The organism is Pseudomonas sp. SBT1-2 (genome assembly GCF_028640875.1).
Classification (GTDB): Bacteria; Pseudomonadota; Gammaproteobacteria; order Pseudomonadales; family Pseudomonadaceae; genus Aquipseudomonas; species Aquipseudomonas chlororaphis_I.
Genome location: NZ_JAQZAA010000115.1, coordinates 32,527 through 46,092, shown reverse-complemented (window position 1 = coordinate 46,092; position 13,566 = coordinate 32,527). Strand labels below are relative to the sequence as shown.

14 protein-coding genes are annotated in these 13,566 nt (G+C 60.4%); 2 read left to right on the top strand and 12 right to left on the bottom strand.

The genetic code is table 11. The features are described from left to right. Positions 1–120 precede the first annotated feature (120 nt). The 4 genes from PVZ78_RS28835 to PVZ78_RS28820 form a co-directional block, all read right to left on the bottom strand. Positions 121–468 carry a phage holin family protein gene (locus tag PVZ78_RS28835; RefSeq protein WP_009047293.1) on the bottom strand — a complete coding sequence of 116 codons (348 nt, stop codon included), beginning with the start codon at positions 466–468 and terminating at the stop codon, positions 121–123. Between the two features lie 102 nt (positions 469–570). Beyond that, the gene (locus PVZ78_RS28830; protein WP_009047292.1) at positions 571–1,152 is read right to left on the bottom strand and encodes a DUF642 domain-containing protein; all 582 of its coding nucleotides are present in this window, start codon (positions 1,150–1,152) and stop codon (positions 571–573) included. An 8-nt stretch (positions 1,153–1,160) separates the two neighbouring features. Continuing rightward, entirely contained in the window at positions 1,161–1,349 is a 189-nt protein-coding gene (locus PVZ78_RS28825; RefSeq protein ID WP_080577932.1) for a Com family DNA-binding transcriptional regulator, read from the bottom strand. Between the two features lie 543 nt (positions 1,350–1,892). Beyond that, positions 1,893–2,627: a LexA family transcriptional regulator gene (locus PVZ78_RS28820; RefSeq protein ID WP_028681850.1), complete on the bottom strand. Its 735-nt coding sequence runs from the start codon at positions 2,625–2,627 to the stop codon at positions 1,893–1,895. A 187-nt stretch (positions 2,628–2,814) separates the two neighbouring features. Here PVZ78_RS28820 and mutS point away from each other — a divergent pair, with 187 nt between their 5' ends. Continuing rightward, positions 2,815–5,394: a DNA mismatch repair protein MutS gene (gene mutS / locus PVZ78_RS28815; RefSeq protein WP_038630722.1), complete on the top strand. Its 2,580-nt coding sequence runs from the start codon at positions 2,815–2,817 to the stop codon at positions 5,392–5,394. A gap of 142 nt (positions 5,395–5,536) precedes the next feature. Further along, positions 5,537–5,860, top strand: a complete 324-nt coding sequence (gene fdxA / locus PVZ78_RS28810; protein ID WP_007924025.1) for a ferredoxin FdxA — start codon at positions 5,537–5,539, stop codon at positions 5,858–5,860. A 501-nt stretch (positions 5,861–6,361) separates the two neighbouring features. Here fdxA and rpoS read toward each other — a convergent pair. The 8 genes from rpoS to PVZ78_RS28770 all read right to left on the bottom strand — a co-directional run bounded on the left by rpoS (position 6,362) and on the right by PVZ78_RS28770 (position 13,557). Then, the gene (gene rpoS / locus PVZ78_RS28805) at positions 6,362–7,366 is read right to left on the bottom strand and encodes an RNA polymerase sigma factor RpoS (protein ID WP_007924026.1); all 1,005 of its coding nucleotides are present in this window, start codon (positions 7,364–7,366) and stop codon (positions 6,362–6,364) included. 106 nt (positions 7,367–7,472) lie between these two features. After that, positions 7,473–8,306, bottom strand: a complete 834-nt coding sequence (locus PVZ78_RS28800; protein WP_007924027.1) for a peptidoglycan DD-metalloendopeptidase family protein — start codon at positions 8,304–8,306, stop codon at positions 7,473–7,475. A 209-nt stretch (positions 8,307–8,515) separates the two neighbouring features. Beyond that, positions 8,516–9,151: a protein-L-isoaspartate(D-aspartate) O-methyltransferase gene (locus PVZ78_RS28795; protein WP_172833404.1), complete on the bottom strand. Its 636-nt coding sequence runs from the start codon at positions 9,149–9,151 to the stop codon at positions 8,516–8,518. A gap of 41 nt (positions 9,152–9,192) precedes the next feature. Then, positions 9,193–9,942 (bottom strand): 5'/3'-nucleotidase SurE, encoded by a 750-nt coding sequence (surE, locus tag PVZ78_RS28790; RefSeq protein ID WP_009047229.1) that lies wholly within the window; start codon positions 9,940–9,942, stop codon positions 9,193–9,195. Continuing rightward, positions 9,930–10,988: a tRNA pseudouridine(13) synthase TruD gene (gene truD / locus PVZ78_RS28785; RefSeq protein ID WP_081362552.1), complete on the bottom strand. Its 1,059-nt coding sequence runs from the start codon at positions 10,986–10,988 to the stop codon at positions 9,930–9,932. The genes surE and truD overlap by 13 nt, the downstream gene beginning before the upstream one ends. After that, a complete protein-coding gene (gene ispF, locus PVZ78_RS28780) occupies positions 10,985–11,458 on the bottom strand; it encodes a 2-C-methyl-D-erythritol 2,4-cyclodiphosphate synthase (RefSeq protein ID WP_007924033.1) in 474 nt (157 codons plus the stop codon). The genes truD and ispF overlap by 4 nt, the downstream gene beginning before the upstream one ends. 52 nt (positions 11,459–11,510) lie before the next feature. After that, positions 11,511–12,362, bottom strand: a complete 852-nt coding sequence (gene fghA / locus PVZ78_RS28775) for an S-formylglutathione hydrolase (RefSeq protein ID WP_273829634.1) — start codon at positions 12,360–12,362, stop codon at positions 11,511–11,513. Between the two features lie 82 nt (positions 12,363–12,444). After that, positions 12,445–13,557: an S-(hydroxymethyl)glutathione dehydrogenase/class III alcohol dehydrogenase gene (locus tag PVZ78_RS28770; RefSeq protein WP_007924035.1), complete on the bottom strand. Its 1,113-nt coding sequence runs from the start codon at positions 13,555–13,557 to the stop codon at positions 12,445–12,447. Between the last annotated feature and the right edge of the window lie 9 nt (positions 13,558–13,566).

Below are 13,566 nucleotides of genomic sequence, written 5' to 3'. Positions count from 1 at the left end.
CCTGGCGCCTCCCTGCCGGGAGGGCCGATTGAGCTCGTTCAATACGAGTACGCGTCCTGCGTCAGGCGGGTATCACGGCAGCGTCGACTCAATGAATCGACGATCTGTTTTGGTGGTTATTCAGGAGTCCGAGCGGGGATCCTTGGGCGGCACTTCGCACACACCCAGCCGCTTGGCCGCCCAGCGCTCGTAGAGCCCGATGGCTACATCAGCGCCCGCCATGGCGGTCAGGCAGCCGAAGGCGCCAGCGGTCCAGATCGATACGCCGGCGGCGTACAGCAGCATGATGGTCGAGACCCCGCAGATCACGCAGGCCCCGGAGCGCAGTGCCAGGCGCCGCAGCAACAACCAGCCGCGGGCGCCCTCCTTGTCGGCGCGCCACATTTCGCCGGACACCCCGCCCACCAGGGCGAGGACGATGACAAGCCAGATCGGCATGTCCAGCAACGCTTGTTGCTCGTTTGTCATGTCACGCCTCCTGGGAGCGTTGATGAGTGCAGGGATTGAGGGCAAGACAGCACCGAGTCACCGGCACTGTCTTCAACCCTGGAAAAGTCCGCTGAACGGGAGTTACAGACGTTCAACAATGACGTTGTCGATAAAGGCAAAGTTGGCGTACGGATTCTGTTCGTTGGAGAACGCCAGGGTCGTTTGCGTGGTAGTGGCGGTGAAGTCGTAGGTCAGGGTGCTCCACTCGATCGCAACGCCTTTGGCGGTCGGCGTATTGAAAGTGGCGGTTTGGCCGGCCACTTTGACCTGTACCACACCGTCGCCCGAACGACCGGCGAACTTCGAATTGCCGGCGCTGAACGTCAGCCGGTACTTGGCGCCAACGACAGTGGCAAAGTTCTGTTGAATGCCCCCGCCGTTGCCATAGACATAGTTCGCCAGGTCAACAATCACCAGGCCATCCGCGGCTACGGAGCCGCCAATCGAAGCCGGCACGTTGAAGTACTCGGCACCGGACAGGAATGTCGTCCAGCCGGTAATGAAGTTGGTTTTTGCCGGGGTATCCAGAATACAGCTACCACTGCAACCGGGCTGTTCAAAGCTGCCGTTGACCAGCAGGTTGGCCGCAACGACATTGGCTGCGGAGCCCAGCAGCACAGCGGCGGCCAGAATGGGAGCGACGTATTTTTTCAAGACTTTCATGTGTTCACCTATGGCTGTGATGGATTGGGTCGTGCTACCGAAGCAGCACTCATGTCGCTCACAGGCGATCGCTCGGGGCTCGTGGCCCTCACATGATTCAGCGTTCCGCACCGGGAACATTTGATCTGGAGCTCTGCATACTCGCCGATCCGGGCGAGCAGTCTCTTGCAATGTCCACATCGGCAATCTTTCAACATCTGCAATGCCTTGTGATGTTCATCGGATCCTTCCTTTTGCATTGGCCATCCAGGGATGAGGCCTGATGTGCCTGTGCGCTTCAGGTAGGCATTCCAAAAAGCCCGGCAATCCGCCGGGCTTTTCAGAATGCGATCCTTCGCCTTCCTTTCATCCTGTGAACAAAAAGGAAGCTGACTTTTCGGCGCTACTGGCGCGGTACGAGTCTATTCAAATTGTTTTTCCGACCGCGGTCCCTGCCCGCCGGATAACTGTTCACGGTGCTTTACGCTGCACACCCGGGTCAGTTGCCAACCCTCTGAACCGTCGAGGCCGGTTCATCGCTGCCTTTGCTTTTGCCACTAAAGAGCGGTGTCGCTCGCCGCTGTCGGGCGGCTTGGAACGAATAATATGCATGGATGCATATACAGTCAATGCACAAATGCATTTATTTGTGCGCAAGAAATGCATAGGCGCATGAAGGCCGCATAAATAAAGGCGTGGAGGGTTTTCCGCGGGCACAAAAAAGCCCGCTCGATGGCGGGCTTTGGCGTTATGGGCTGCGGTTAGCGGGCGTACATGCCCCACCAGAAGACATGACCGAGGATGACGATCTGCTCTTCCTGCATTTCCTGGAAGCTGTAGTCCTCATCCGGATGTTCGTCGCGGTTGAAGCTACGCAGGCGAATGCCGGAAGGCAGGCGATAGAGCTGCTTCACTCGCAGCTGGCCATTGTGGTTGATGGCATACAGGTCGCCGTCGATGATGTCGCCGATACCGCATTTGCCGGCATTGACCCCCACCGTGGCACCGTCACGCAGCACCGGCAACATGCTGTTGCCGCGCACGGTCACGCATTTGGCCTGGTCGAACTGCACGCCATTGTGTCGCAGGCTGCGCTTGCCGAAGCGCAGACTGGAGCGCTCGCTTTCCTCGATGACGAATCTTCCTGATCCCGCAGCCAATTCAACCTCGCGAAGAAAGGGGACCGACACCTCGTCGTCATCGACGGGGGTATCGTCGTCCCACAGACTTATGTCCTTGAGTTCCGAATGCGGATCGGCCGACCGGGCAGAGGCGACAGCCGCGCGCCCGCGCAGTTGATCGGTGCTCACCTGGAAGTACTCGGCGATCCGCGAGATGTGTTTGTCCGAAGGATCGACAATCTTGCCGCTGAGGATCCGCGAAAGGGTGGATTGAGGCACGCCGGTACGCCGATGGAGTTCCGTGGGGGAAATGCCATCGCGATCGAGCAGCTCTCTTAAGACGGTAGAAACGTTGCGCTTTTGCATAACGCGCATATTGCGGGTTATTTTCGTCGATGACAAATGCTAAAATGCATATTAATGCATAAAACACTCGAAATCCGCCTAGGTTCATCCCTGCGAAGGTCGGACCGCCCATGGTAACCTTGCGCCCATCGCGAAAAAGCCGGGCCCATGCCCTCTGCTTTTGCCCACCCTTTCAACGAATCAACCTGACGACCCGATGAATAAAGCGCTCACCGATCTGTCCTCCCACACGCCGATGATGCAGCAGTACTGGCGCCTCAAGAACCAGCACCCCGACCAGCTGATGTTCTATCGCATGGGCGACTTCTACGAAATCTTCTATGAAGACGCAAAGAAGGCCGCCAAGTTGCTGGACATCACCCTGACCGCGCGTGGGCAGTCGGCTGGCCAGGCGATTCCGATGTGCGGGATTCCTTATCATGCCGCCGAAGGTTACCTGGCCAAGCTGGTGAAGCTCGGCGAGTCGGTGGTGATCTGTGAACAGGTCGGCGACCCGGCCACCAGCAAGGGCCCGGTGGAGCGCCAGGTGGTGCGGATCATCACCCCGGGGACCGTCAGCGACGAGGCCCTGCTCGACGAGCGCCGAGACAACCTGATCGCGGCGGTGCTGGGCGACGAGCGTCTGTTCGGCCTTGCGGTGCTGGACATCACCAGTGGCAACTTCACGGTCCTGGAAATCAAGGGCTGGGAAAACCTGCTGGCCGAGCTGGAACGCATCAACCCGGTGGAACTGCTGATCCCGGACGACTGGCCGCAAGGCCTGCCGGCGGAAAAACGCCGTGGCGTGCGCCGTCGCGCGCCCTGGGACTTCGAACGCGACTCGGCCCACAAGAGCCTGTGCCAGCAGTTCTCCACCCAGGACCTCAAGGGCTTCGGCTGCGAGAACCTGACCCTGGCCATCGGCGCCGCGGGCTGCCTGCTGAGCTATGCCAAGGAAACCCAGCGCACCGCCCTGCCCCACCTGCGCAGCCTGCGTCACGAACGCCTGGACGACACCGTGGTGCTCGACGGCGCCAGCCGGCGCAACCTGGAGCTGGACACCAACCTCGCCGGCGGTCGCGACAACACCCTGCAATCGGTGGTCGACCGTTGCCAGACCGCCATGGGCAGCCGCTTACTGACCCGCTGGCTGAACCGCCCGCTGCGGGACTTGAAAGTCCTGCAGGCGCGGCAGACCTCGATCGGCTGCCTGCTGGACGGTTACCGCTTCGAAAGGCTGCAACCGCAGCTCAAGGAGATCGGCGACATCGAGCGGATCCTCGCCCGTATCGGCCTGCGCAACGCCCGTCCCCGCGACCTGGCGCGCCTGCGCGATGCCCTGGCGGCGCTGCCGGAACTGCAAGTGGCGATGACCGAGCTCGAAGCCGAGCACCTGAGCCAACTGGCCGTGACCACCAGCACCTACCCGGAACTGGCAGCACTGCTGGAAAAAGCCATCATCGACAACCCGCCGGCGGTGATCCGCGATGGTGGCGTGCTGAAAACCGGCTACGACACCGAGCTGGACGAGCTGCAATCGCTGAGCGAAAACGCCGGCCAGTTCCTTATCGACCTGGAAGCCCGGGAAAAGGCCCGTACCGGCCTGGCCAACCTGAAAGTCGGCTACAACCGGATTCACGGCTACTTCATCGAACTGCCGAGCAAACAGGCGGAACAGGCCCCGGCGGACTATATCCGGCGCCAGACCCTCAAAGGCGCCGAACGCTTCATCACCCCGGAGCTCAAGGCTTTCGAAGATAAGGCGCTGTCCGCCAAGAGCCGCGCGCTGGCCCGCGAGAAGATGCTCTACGAAGCCCTGCTGGAAACCCTGATCGGCCACCTGCCGCCGCTGCAGGACACCGCCGCGGCGCTGGCCGAGCTGGACGTGCTGAGCAACCTGGCCGAGCGAGCGCTGAACCTCGACCTCAATTGCCCGCGTTTCGTCAGCGAGCCGTGCATGCGCATCACCCAGGGTCGCCACCCGGTGGTCGAGCAGGTCCTGACCACGCCGTTCGTGGCCAACGACCTGAGCCTCGACGACCAGACCCGGATGCTGGTGATCACCGGCCCGAACATGGGTGGTAAATCCACTTATATGCGGCAAACCGCGCTGATCGTGCTGCTGGCCCATATCGGCAGCTTCGTGCCGGCGGCGAGCTGCGAGCTGTCGCTGGTGGACCGTATCTTCACCCGGATCGGCTCCAGCGATGACCTGGCCGGTGGTCGCTCCACCTTCATGGTGGAAATGAGCGAAACCGCCAACATCCTGCACAACGCTACCGAACGCAGCCTGGTGCTGATGGACGAAGTGGGTCGCGGCACCAGTACCTTCGATGGTTTGTCCCTGGCCTGGGCTGCGGCAGAACGTCTCGCCCAGCTGCGGGCGTACACCCTGTTCGCCACCCACTACTTCGAACTCACTGTCCTGCCGGAAAGCGAACCTCTGGTGGCCAACGTGCACCTCAATGCCACCGAGCACAACGAGCGCATTGTGTTCCTGCACCATGTGCTGCCAGGTCCTGCCAGCCAGAGCTATGGCCTGGCCGTGGCCCAGTTGGCGGGGGTTCCGAGCGATGTAATCGTCCGCGCCCGCGAGCACCTGAGTCGCCTGGAGACCACCAGCCTGCCCCATGAAGCGCCGTCTCCGGTACCGGGCAAGGCTTCGGTCCCGCAGCAAAGCGACATGTTCGCCAGCCTGCCGCACCCGGTCCTCGATGACCTGGCCAAGCTCGATCTGGACGACATGACCCCGCGCAAGGCACTGGAAATGCTCTATACATTGAAGACACGCATCTAACGCTGATGCTTTCAAGCTGTTAGAATCTCGCGCGGTTTGGGATGCTGCGGACTATTAGCCTGGTCCGCAGACTATCGCTCCCGAACCTGGCGACCCCGTCCTGAAGGGGCTCCGCTGCCGCCGCCTGAGGAGAGAATTAGAAATGACCTTCGTCGTCACCGACAACTGCATCAAGTGCAAGTACACCGACTGCGTAGAAGTCTGTCCGGTGGACTGCTTTTACGAAGGCCCGAACTTCCTGGTGATTCACCCGGATGAGTGCATTGACTGCGCGCTGTGCGAGCCTGAATGCCCCGCTGTAGCGATCTTCTCCGAGGACGAAGTTCCGGAAGAGATGCAGGAGTTCATTCAGTTGAACGTTGAGCTGGCCGAAATCTGGCCCAACATCACTGAAAAGAAAGATTCCCTGCCCGATGCCGAAGAGTGGGATGGCGTCAAAGGCAAGATCAAAGATCTCGAACGCTGATTACCTCGCGTTCCCCAAAAAGGCCCCTTGCGGGCCTTTTTGCTGTTCCGGATTCACTTTTACGCAGGCAAAAAAAAGGGGCGGTATGACCCGCCCACCTTTTTTCCCTAGTCCCTGTGTTCCTTTTCATCGTCCTGATGAATCGCATCCTGCGATGTCCTGACCATCATCCTTGATGGCTGTGTCTATCCGTCGACACAGGGCTGATATTAGAGAGTTTCCATGACAGAGCAATGGCACTGACAGCTGTAAAAAGTGTCGAACACCGTTCTAGACACTAGAATAAGTTCTTATTAATCAATAAGATAACCAAAAACCTCAGATCAAATAGACAACTTTCATACCGCATAAAAACCGAACACTTACGAAAGAGTAAGCCTTTACTTACATGCTCTTTCAGCTATTGAACGCGCGCCTGCCTATTTCATCTGACTCCTATCGATCACCCAATAAAAAGCCCCGAACATGTCGGGGCTTTTCACGGCAGGATTGCTCGTACCGTTACTGGAACAGCGACTCGCTGGAGAGGCCGTTCTTCTCGAGGATCTCACGCAGACGCTTGAGACCTTCGACCTGGATCTGGCGTACCCGCTCTCGGGTAAGCCCGATCTCCAGGCCCACATCTTCCAGGGTGCTGCTCTCGTGGCCGCGCAAGCCGAAGCGGCGAACGACCACTTCACGTTGCTTGTCGGTCAATTCGGAAAGCCACTGATCGATGCTTTGCGACAGGTCGTCATCCTGCAGCAGCTCGCACGGATCGGTAGGACGATCGTCGGTGAGGGTGTCCAGCAGGGTTTTATCCGAATCCGGACCCAGCGAGACGTCGACTGAAGAAACCCGCTCGTTCAAGCCCAGCATGCGCTTGACCTCACCTACCGGTTTCTCCAGCAGGTTGGCGATTTCTTCAGGGGAGGGTTCATGGTCGAGTTTCTGTGTCAGCTCCCGTGCTGCCCGCAGGTAGACGTTGAGCTCTTTGACCACATGAATCGGCAGCCGGATAGTCCGGGTCTGGTTCATGATTGCCCGTTCGATGGTTTGACGGATCCACCAGGTGGCATAGGTCGAGAAGCGGAAACCGCGCTCCGGATCGAACTTCTCCACCGCCCGGATCAAACCGAGGTTGCCCTCTTCGATCAGGTCCAGCAGCGAAAGCCCACGATTGACATAACGCCGGGCGATTTTCACCACCAGACGCAGGTTGCTTTCAATCATGCGCTTGCGCCCGGCCGGATCGCCACTTTGCGACAGACGCGCAAAATGAACTTCTTCTTCCGGAGAGAGCAATGGGGAAAAGCCGATTTCATTGAGATACAGCTGCGTCGCGTCGAGCGCTCGCGTGTAATCAATGTACTTGTGTTGTTTCAATGAAGCGGAGTGTTTGGATTTGGCACGAACTGAAGGTACAGCAGATCCCTCATTCGACATCGAATCAGTGGCGATATCCGTCTCCATAAGGAGAACTTCATCGTCGATGTCAAACTCCGGCACTTCTTTACTGAGAGCCATTGTTATAGTCCTTTGGTGAGTTCGACCTCAGGCTCAAGCGACGCCTTTATCCTTGGCAACGCTGGAACCTGTTCCCTCTACGTGACGGAACAGGCTTGGTAACGGATCAACGACGTGGCAGGAATTGCAGCGGATCTACAGGTTTACCTTGTCGGCGAATCTCAAAGTGCAGTTTCACCCGGTCTGTACCAGTTGATCCCATTTCGGCAATTGTCTGTCCGACTTTGACCTGCTGCCCCTCCCGAACCAACAGCCTACGGCTGTGGCCGTAAGCACTGACGTAGGTATCGCTGTGTTTGATGATGACCAGTTCGCCGTAGCCCCTTAAGCCACTCCCGGCGTAAACCACCGTCCCATCAGACGCAGCTAAAACAGGCTGTCCCAAATCCCCGGCGATATCAATGCCTTTATTCAAACTACCGTTTGAAGAGAATTTTCCAATCAGAATACCGTTCGCAGGCCAGCCCCAGCCCTTTGGCGCGGGGCCTGCAGGCGGTAATGGAGCCGGCGCGGGCTGGCTCGCAATCGTTGGCGCGGCACCTGCCGGACGACGAATTACTGTGGTTTTACTTGAAGAAGATGCACTGGAAGCCGACTTTGTAACCACCGCTGTCGGTGCCGAACCCGAGCGGCCGTCGAAGCGGATGGTCTGCCCCGGGTGAATGGTGTACGGCTCGGCAATATTGTTGCGCGCGGCCAGGGCCTTGTAATCCCAGCCATAACGGAAGGCGATCGAGAACAGGGTGTCGCCGCGACGAACCGTGTATTGCCCCGTGGTCACCGTCGGGCGCTGCGGTACCGCACTGGTGCGATCGACGACCCGGGCGCTGCTCGATTTATTGCTCGAACACCCGACCAACAGAGAACTCAAGACAAGGCCAATCACCAGTCGCTGAAAGCTTGTTGTACCCATACGCTGCGCAATGACTGTGAGACTCACCCGCCGCTCCCTTTGTGGTGGTTGAAGATAAATGATGCCTGGCTCAGGCATGAAATGTCGCAAGTATAACCGGCCACCCGCGCTTTACTCCCGGTAAAGCGAAATCGGCAGGTACCGGCATATCGATCAGGGTTCAAGGTTGCTTAACCGATTGATCAAGCTGTAAGACCAAGCCGATCAAACAGAATTCACCCGCTCCAAACAAATGCTCAGGCCAACGGCCCGTTGAGCAAGGGAACGAAGCGAACCGCGCCGAGAACCTGCCGCGAAAACCCCTGCTCTTCACGAATGACCAGCATCAGTTGCTGCACTTCGCCGGCCCCGACCGGAATCACCATCCGGCCACCCGGCGCCAACTGGTCCAGCAGGGCCTGAGGGATGTCGGTGGCGACCGCCGTCACGATGATCCCGTTGTACGGCGCCAGCGCCGGCCAGCCTTCCCAGCCGTCGCCCCAGCGGAATACCACGTTGCGCAGGTTCAGCTCGACCAGACGTTCCTTGGCCCGATCCTGCAACACCTTGATGCGCTCGACCGAGAACACCCGCTCCACCAGTTGCGACAACACCGCTGTCTGGTAGCCCGAGCCAGTGCCGATCTCCAGCACCTTGTCCAATGGGCCGGCCGCCAGCAGCAACTCGCTCATGCGCGCCACCATATAAGGCTGCGAGATCGTCTGGTTGTGCCCGATCGGCAAGGCCGTGTCTTCATAGGCGCGATGCGCCAGGGCCTCGTCGACGAACAGATGCCGCGGCGTACGCCGAATGACTTCCAGCACCTGGGCGTTGGACAGGCCTTCATCGTAAAGACGCTGGATCAGGCGTTCGCGGGTACGCTGGGAAGTCATCCCGATACCGCGACGCAACAAATCGTCCTGTTCGCGAGCCATCAGCGCAGCCCCTCCAGCCAGCCATCAAGACTTCTGAAAGCATCGTTGAAGGTGCGATCGAGCTGCAACGGCGTGACCGAGACATAACCCTGCATGATCGCGTGGAAGTCCGTACCCGGGCCACCGTCCTCGGCGTCCCCCGCCGCGGCGATCCAGTAACCGGCCTTGCCGCGCGGGTCGACCGTCTTCATCGGCGCCGCCGCCCGGGCGCGATGGCCCAGACGAGTCAGCTGAATGCCGCGAATATGATCGAGGGGTAGATTGGGAATGTTCACATTCAGCACGGTACGTGGTGGAAGATCCAGCTGCCCATGGGCCTCGACCAGTTTGCGGGCGAAATAGGCAGCCGTCGGCAGATTATCCACCTGACGCGAGACAAACGAAAAGGCAAATGCCGGAAGCCCCAGAAAACGCCCTTCCAGGGCCGCGGCGACAGTACCGGAATACAGCACGTCGTCACCCAGGTTCGCCCCGAGGTTGATTCCGGATACGACCATGTCCGGATCGCGCTCCAGCAGCCCGTTGAGGCCCAGGTGCACGCAATCGGTGGGGGTGCCATTGATACTGATGAAACCGTTACTCAAGGTGTGCGGGTGCAACGGCCGGTCGAGCGTCAGCGAGCTGCTGGCACCACTTTTGTCCTGGTCCGGGGCGATCACCACACACTCGGCGTAATCCGCCAGCGCAGCATGAAGCGCGGCGAGACCGGGTGCTGTTACACCATCGTCGTTAGAAATCAGAATACGCATGGGCTGTCCGTCTGCCCCACCGGCACCAGATCGACGAGTTCACGCACCAATACGGTGGCGAAGCATCCGGCCGGCAGGACGAATTCCAGTTGCAGAATGTCAGGCTCGGGATAATGCCACGTCAACCCGCCAATGGGCAGCCGCAGGATGCGACGTTCGTGGCTCATTCCGGCTTTAATCAACCAATCGCGCAGATCCGCTTCGTCGCCAGCCACCTGCTGTTCCAGCAGATGGGTCGCTCCCGCAGCAGGCGATTCGCCCTCACCCCACTGCGGGCCGGTCGGGTGCAAGTCGAGGATGGCCAGGCGCGGATCGCTGCATTCGGCTTCGCCGGCCGGGAAAAAACTGCGGCTGTCGGTGAAGGCCAGCAGGTCGCCGACCTGGGCCCGCTGCCAGCTGCCATCGGCCACTCGCGCCGCCAGCACCCGATTGAACAGGTAACTGCGCGCGGTGGAAAGCAGCCGCGAACGCACGTTGCGCTGTTCCGGCAAGGCCTTGCGGGCGGCCCAATCGCGGGCATCGACCAGGTTGCCGCCGTTATGGCCAAAACGCTGGGCGCCGAAATAATTGGGGATGCCGTGTTTGGCGATCGATTGCAGGCGCTCTTCGATTCCCGCCTTGTCTGCCTTCAATTCGGTCAGACGCAGGGTAAAGCCGTTGGCCGCATGGGCGCCGCGTTGCAGCTTGCGCTTGTGGCGGGTCAGCTTGAGGATCTTCAGCGTGTCGTTTTCAGCCGCCGACAGATCGGGGTCGGCCTTGCCAGGCAGTTGGATGCTGAACCACTGCCGGGTCAGCGCCTGGCGATCCTTCAAGCCGGCATAGCTGACGGTGCGCAACGGCACGCCCGCGGCCTTGGCAATCCGCCGCGCCGCTTCTTCGGTGTTCAGGCCGCGCTTTTCCACCCACAACCACAGGTGTTCGCCCTCGCCGGTCAGAGGGATGTCCAGGACTTCGTCGACCTGGAAGTCTTCGGCGGTGGCCTTCAGTACCGCGCTGCCCAGGGCTTCGCCATAGGCCCGCGGGCCCAACAGTTGCAGTTCGTTCATGCGCGCAGCAACAAGGCAACGGAATGTACGGCGATGCCTTCTTCGCGCCCGACGAAGCCGAGCTTTTCGGTGGTGGTGGCCTTGACGTTCACTTGATCCAGCTCGACTTGCAGATCCGCGGCGATCAGCGCGCGCATCGTTTCAATATGGGGGGCCATCTTCGGCGCCTGGGCCACGATGGTGTTATCGACGTTGCCGACCTTCCAGCCCTTGGCATGGATCAGTGCGACGACATGACGCAACAGCGCACGGCTGTCGGCGCCCTTGAACTGCGGATCGGTGTCCGGAAAATGTTTGCCGATGTCGCCCAGCGCGGCCGCACCCAGCAAGGCATCGCTCAGAGCGTGCAGCAGCACGTCGCCGTCGGAGTGGGCGAGCAGCCCGAAGCTGTGTGCAATCCGCACGCCGCCCAGAGTGATGAAATCGCCTTCAGCGAAACGGTGCACATCGTAGCCGTGGCCAATACGCATAAAAAAACGCCCTGATTGAGTCAGGGCGTGATTCTACCTGCTTTGGCGGACATTAGCCGCTCAGAGCGCGCGCATGATGCTGCAGGTGGTCGCCAATGAAGCTGGCGATAAAGAAATAGCTGTGGTCGTAGCCGGGTTGCAAGCGCAACGTCAGCGGATGACCCGCGGCTTTCGCCGCCTGTTGCAGCACTTCGGGCTTGAGCTGATTGGCCAGGAAATCGTCACGATCGCCCTGGTCCACCAGCAACGGCAGCTTTTCGCTGGCCTCCTGGATCAGCACGCTGGCATCCCATTCGCGCCAGCGGGAGCGCTCTTCGCCCAGGTAACTGGAAAAGGCTTTCTGCCCCCACGGGCAATCCATCGGGTTGCTGATCGGCGCGAAGGCCGACACCGACTGGTAACGTCCCGGATTGCGCAACGCGCAGACCAGAGCCCCGTGGCCGCCCATGGAGTGCCCGCTGATGCCACGCTTGTCCGAGGCCGGGAAATGCGCCTCGACCAATGCCGGCAGCTCCTGCACCACATAGTCATGCATGCGGTAATGCTCGGCCCAGGGCTGCTGGGTGGCATTCAGGTAGAACCCGGCCCCCAGGCCGAAGTCCCAGGCGCCATCCGGATCACCCGGCACGCCAGGGCCACGCGGGCTGGTATCCGGCGCGACGATGATCAACCCCAGTTCGGCGGCCAGGCGCTGGGCGCCGGCCTTTTGCATGAAGTTCTCGTCGGTGCAGGTCAGGCCGGACAACCAGTACAGCACCGGCAGCTTGCCACCCTGCTCCGCCTGTGGCGGCAGGTACACGGCAAACACCATGTCGCAGCCCAGCACCTCGGAATGATGCTTGTAGCGTTTGTGCCAGCCGCCGAAGCTTTTCTGGCAGGACAGGTTTTCCAGACTCATGGGCATTTCAGCCGCAGGCTTCAAGCTTCAGGCTGCAAGTTGGCGGTGATCGCTCTCGCAGCTTCTGCTTGCCGCTTGCCACTGCTCCTTAGAAATGAATGACGGTACGGATGCTCTTGCCTTCATGCATCAGGTCAAAGGCTTTGTTGATGTCCTCCAGCCCCATGGTGTGGGTGATGAAGGTGTCCAGGGGGATTTCGCCGCTCTGGGCCATTTCCACATAGCTTGGCAACTCGGAACGGCCACGCACGCCGCCGAACGCCGAACCGCGCCAGACACGGCCGGTCACCAGCTGGAACGGACGGGTGGAGATTTCCTGGCCGGCACCGGCCACGCCAATGATCACCGACTCGCCCCAACCCTTGTGGCAGCACTCCAGCGCAGCACGCATCAGCTGCACGTTGCCGATGCACTCGAAGGAGAAGTCCACGCCGCCGTCGGTCATGTCGACGATGACCTCCTGGATCGGCCGGTCGAAGTCTTTCGGGTTCACGCAATCAGTGGCGCCCAGCTGTTTGGCGATTTCGAACTTGGCCGGGTTGATGTCGATGGCGATGATCCGGCCAGCCTTGGCTTTCACCGCGCCAATCACCGCCGACAGGCCGATACCGCCCAGGCCGAAGATCGCCACGGTGTCGCCGGCCTTGACCTTAGCGGTGTTGATCACCGCGCCGATCCCGGTGGTGACGCCGCAACCCAGCAGGCAGACTTTTTCCAGAGGCGCTTCTTTAGGGATCTTGGCTACCGAGATTTCCGGCAACACGGTGTACTCGGAAAAGGTCGAGGTGCCCATGTAGTGGAAAATCGGCTGGCCTTTATAGGAGAAACGAGTGGTGCCGTCCGGCATCAGGCCCTTGCCCTGGGTGGCGCGGATCGCCTGGCACAGGTTGGTCTTGCCCGACAGGCAGAATTTGCACTTGCCGCATTCCGGGGTGTACAGCGGGATCACATGATCGCCCACGGCCACCGAGGTCACGCCCTCGCCGATGGCCTCGACCACGGCACCACCTTCGTGACCGAGGATCGACGGGAAGATGCCTTCCGGGTCGGCCCCGGAAAGGGTGTAGGCGTCTGTATGGCAAACGCCGGAAGCAACGACCCGCAACAACACCTCGCCGGCCTTGGGCATGGCGACATCGACTTCAACGATCTCAAGGGGTTTCTTGGCCTCGAAGGCAACGGCAGCGCGCGACTTGATCATCCTGGGTCT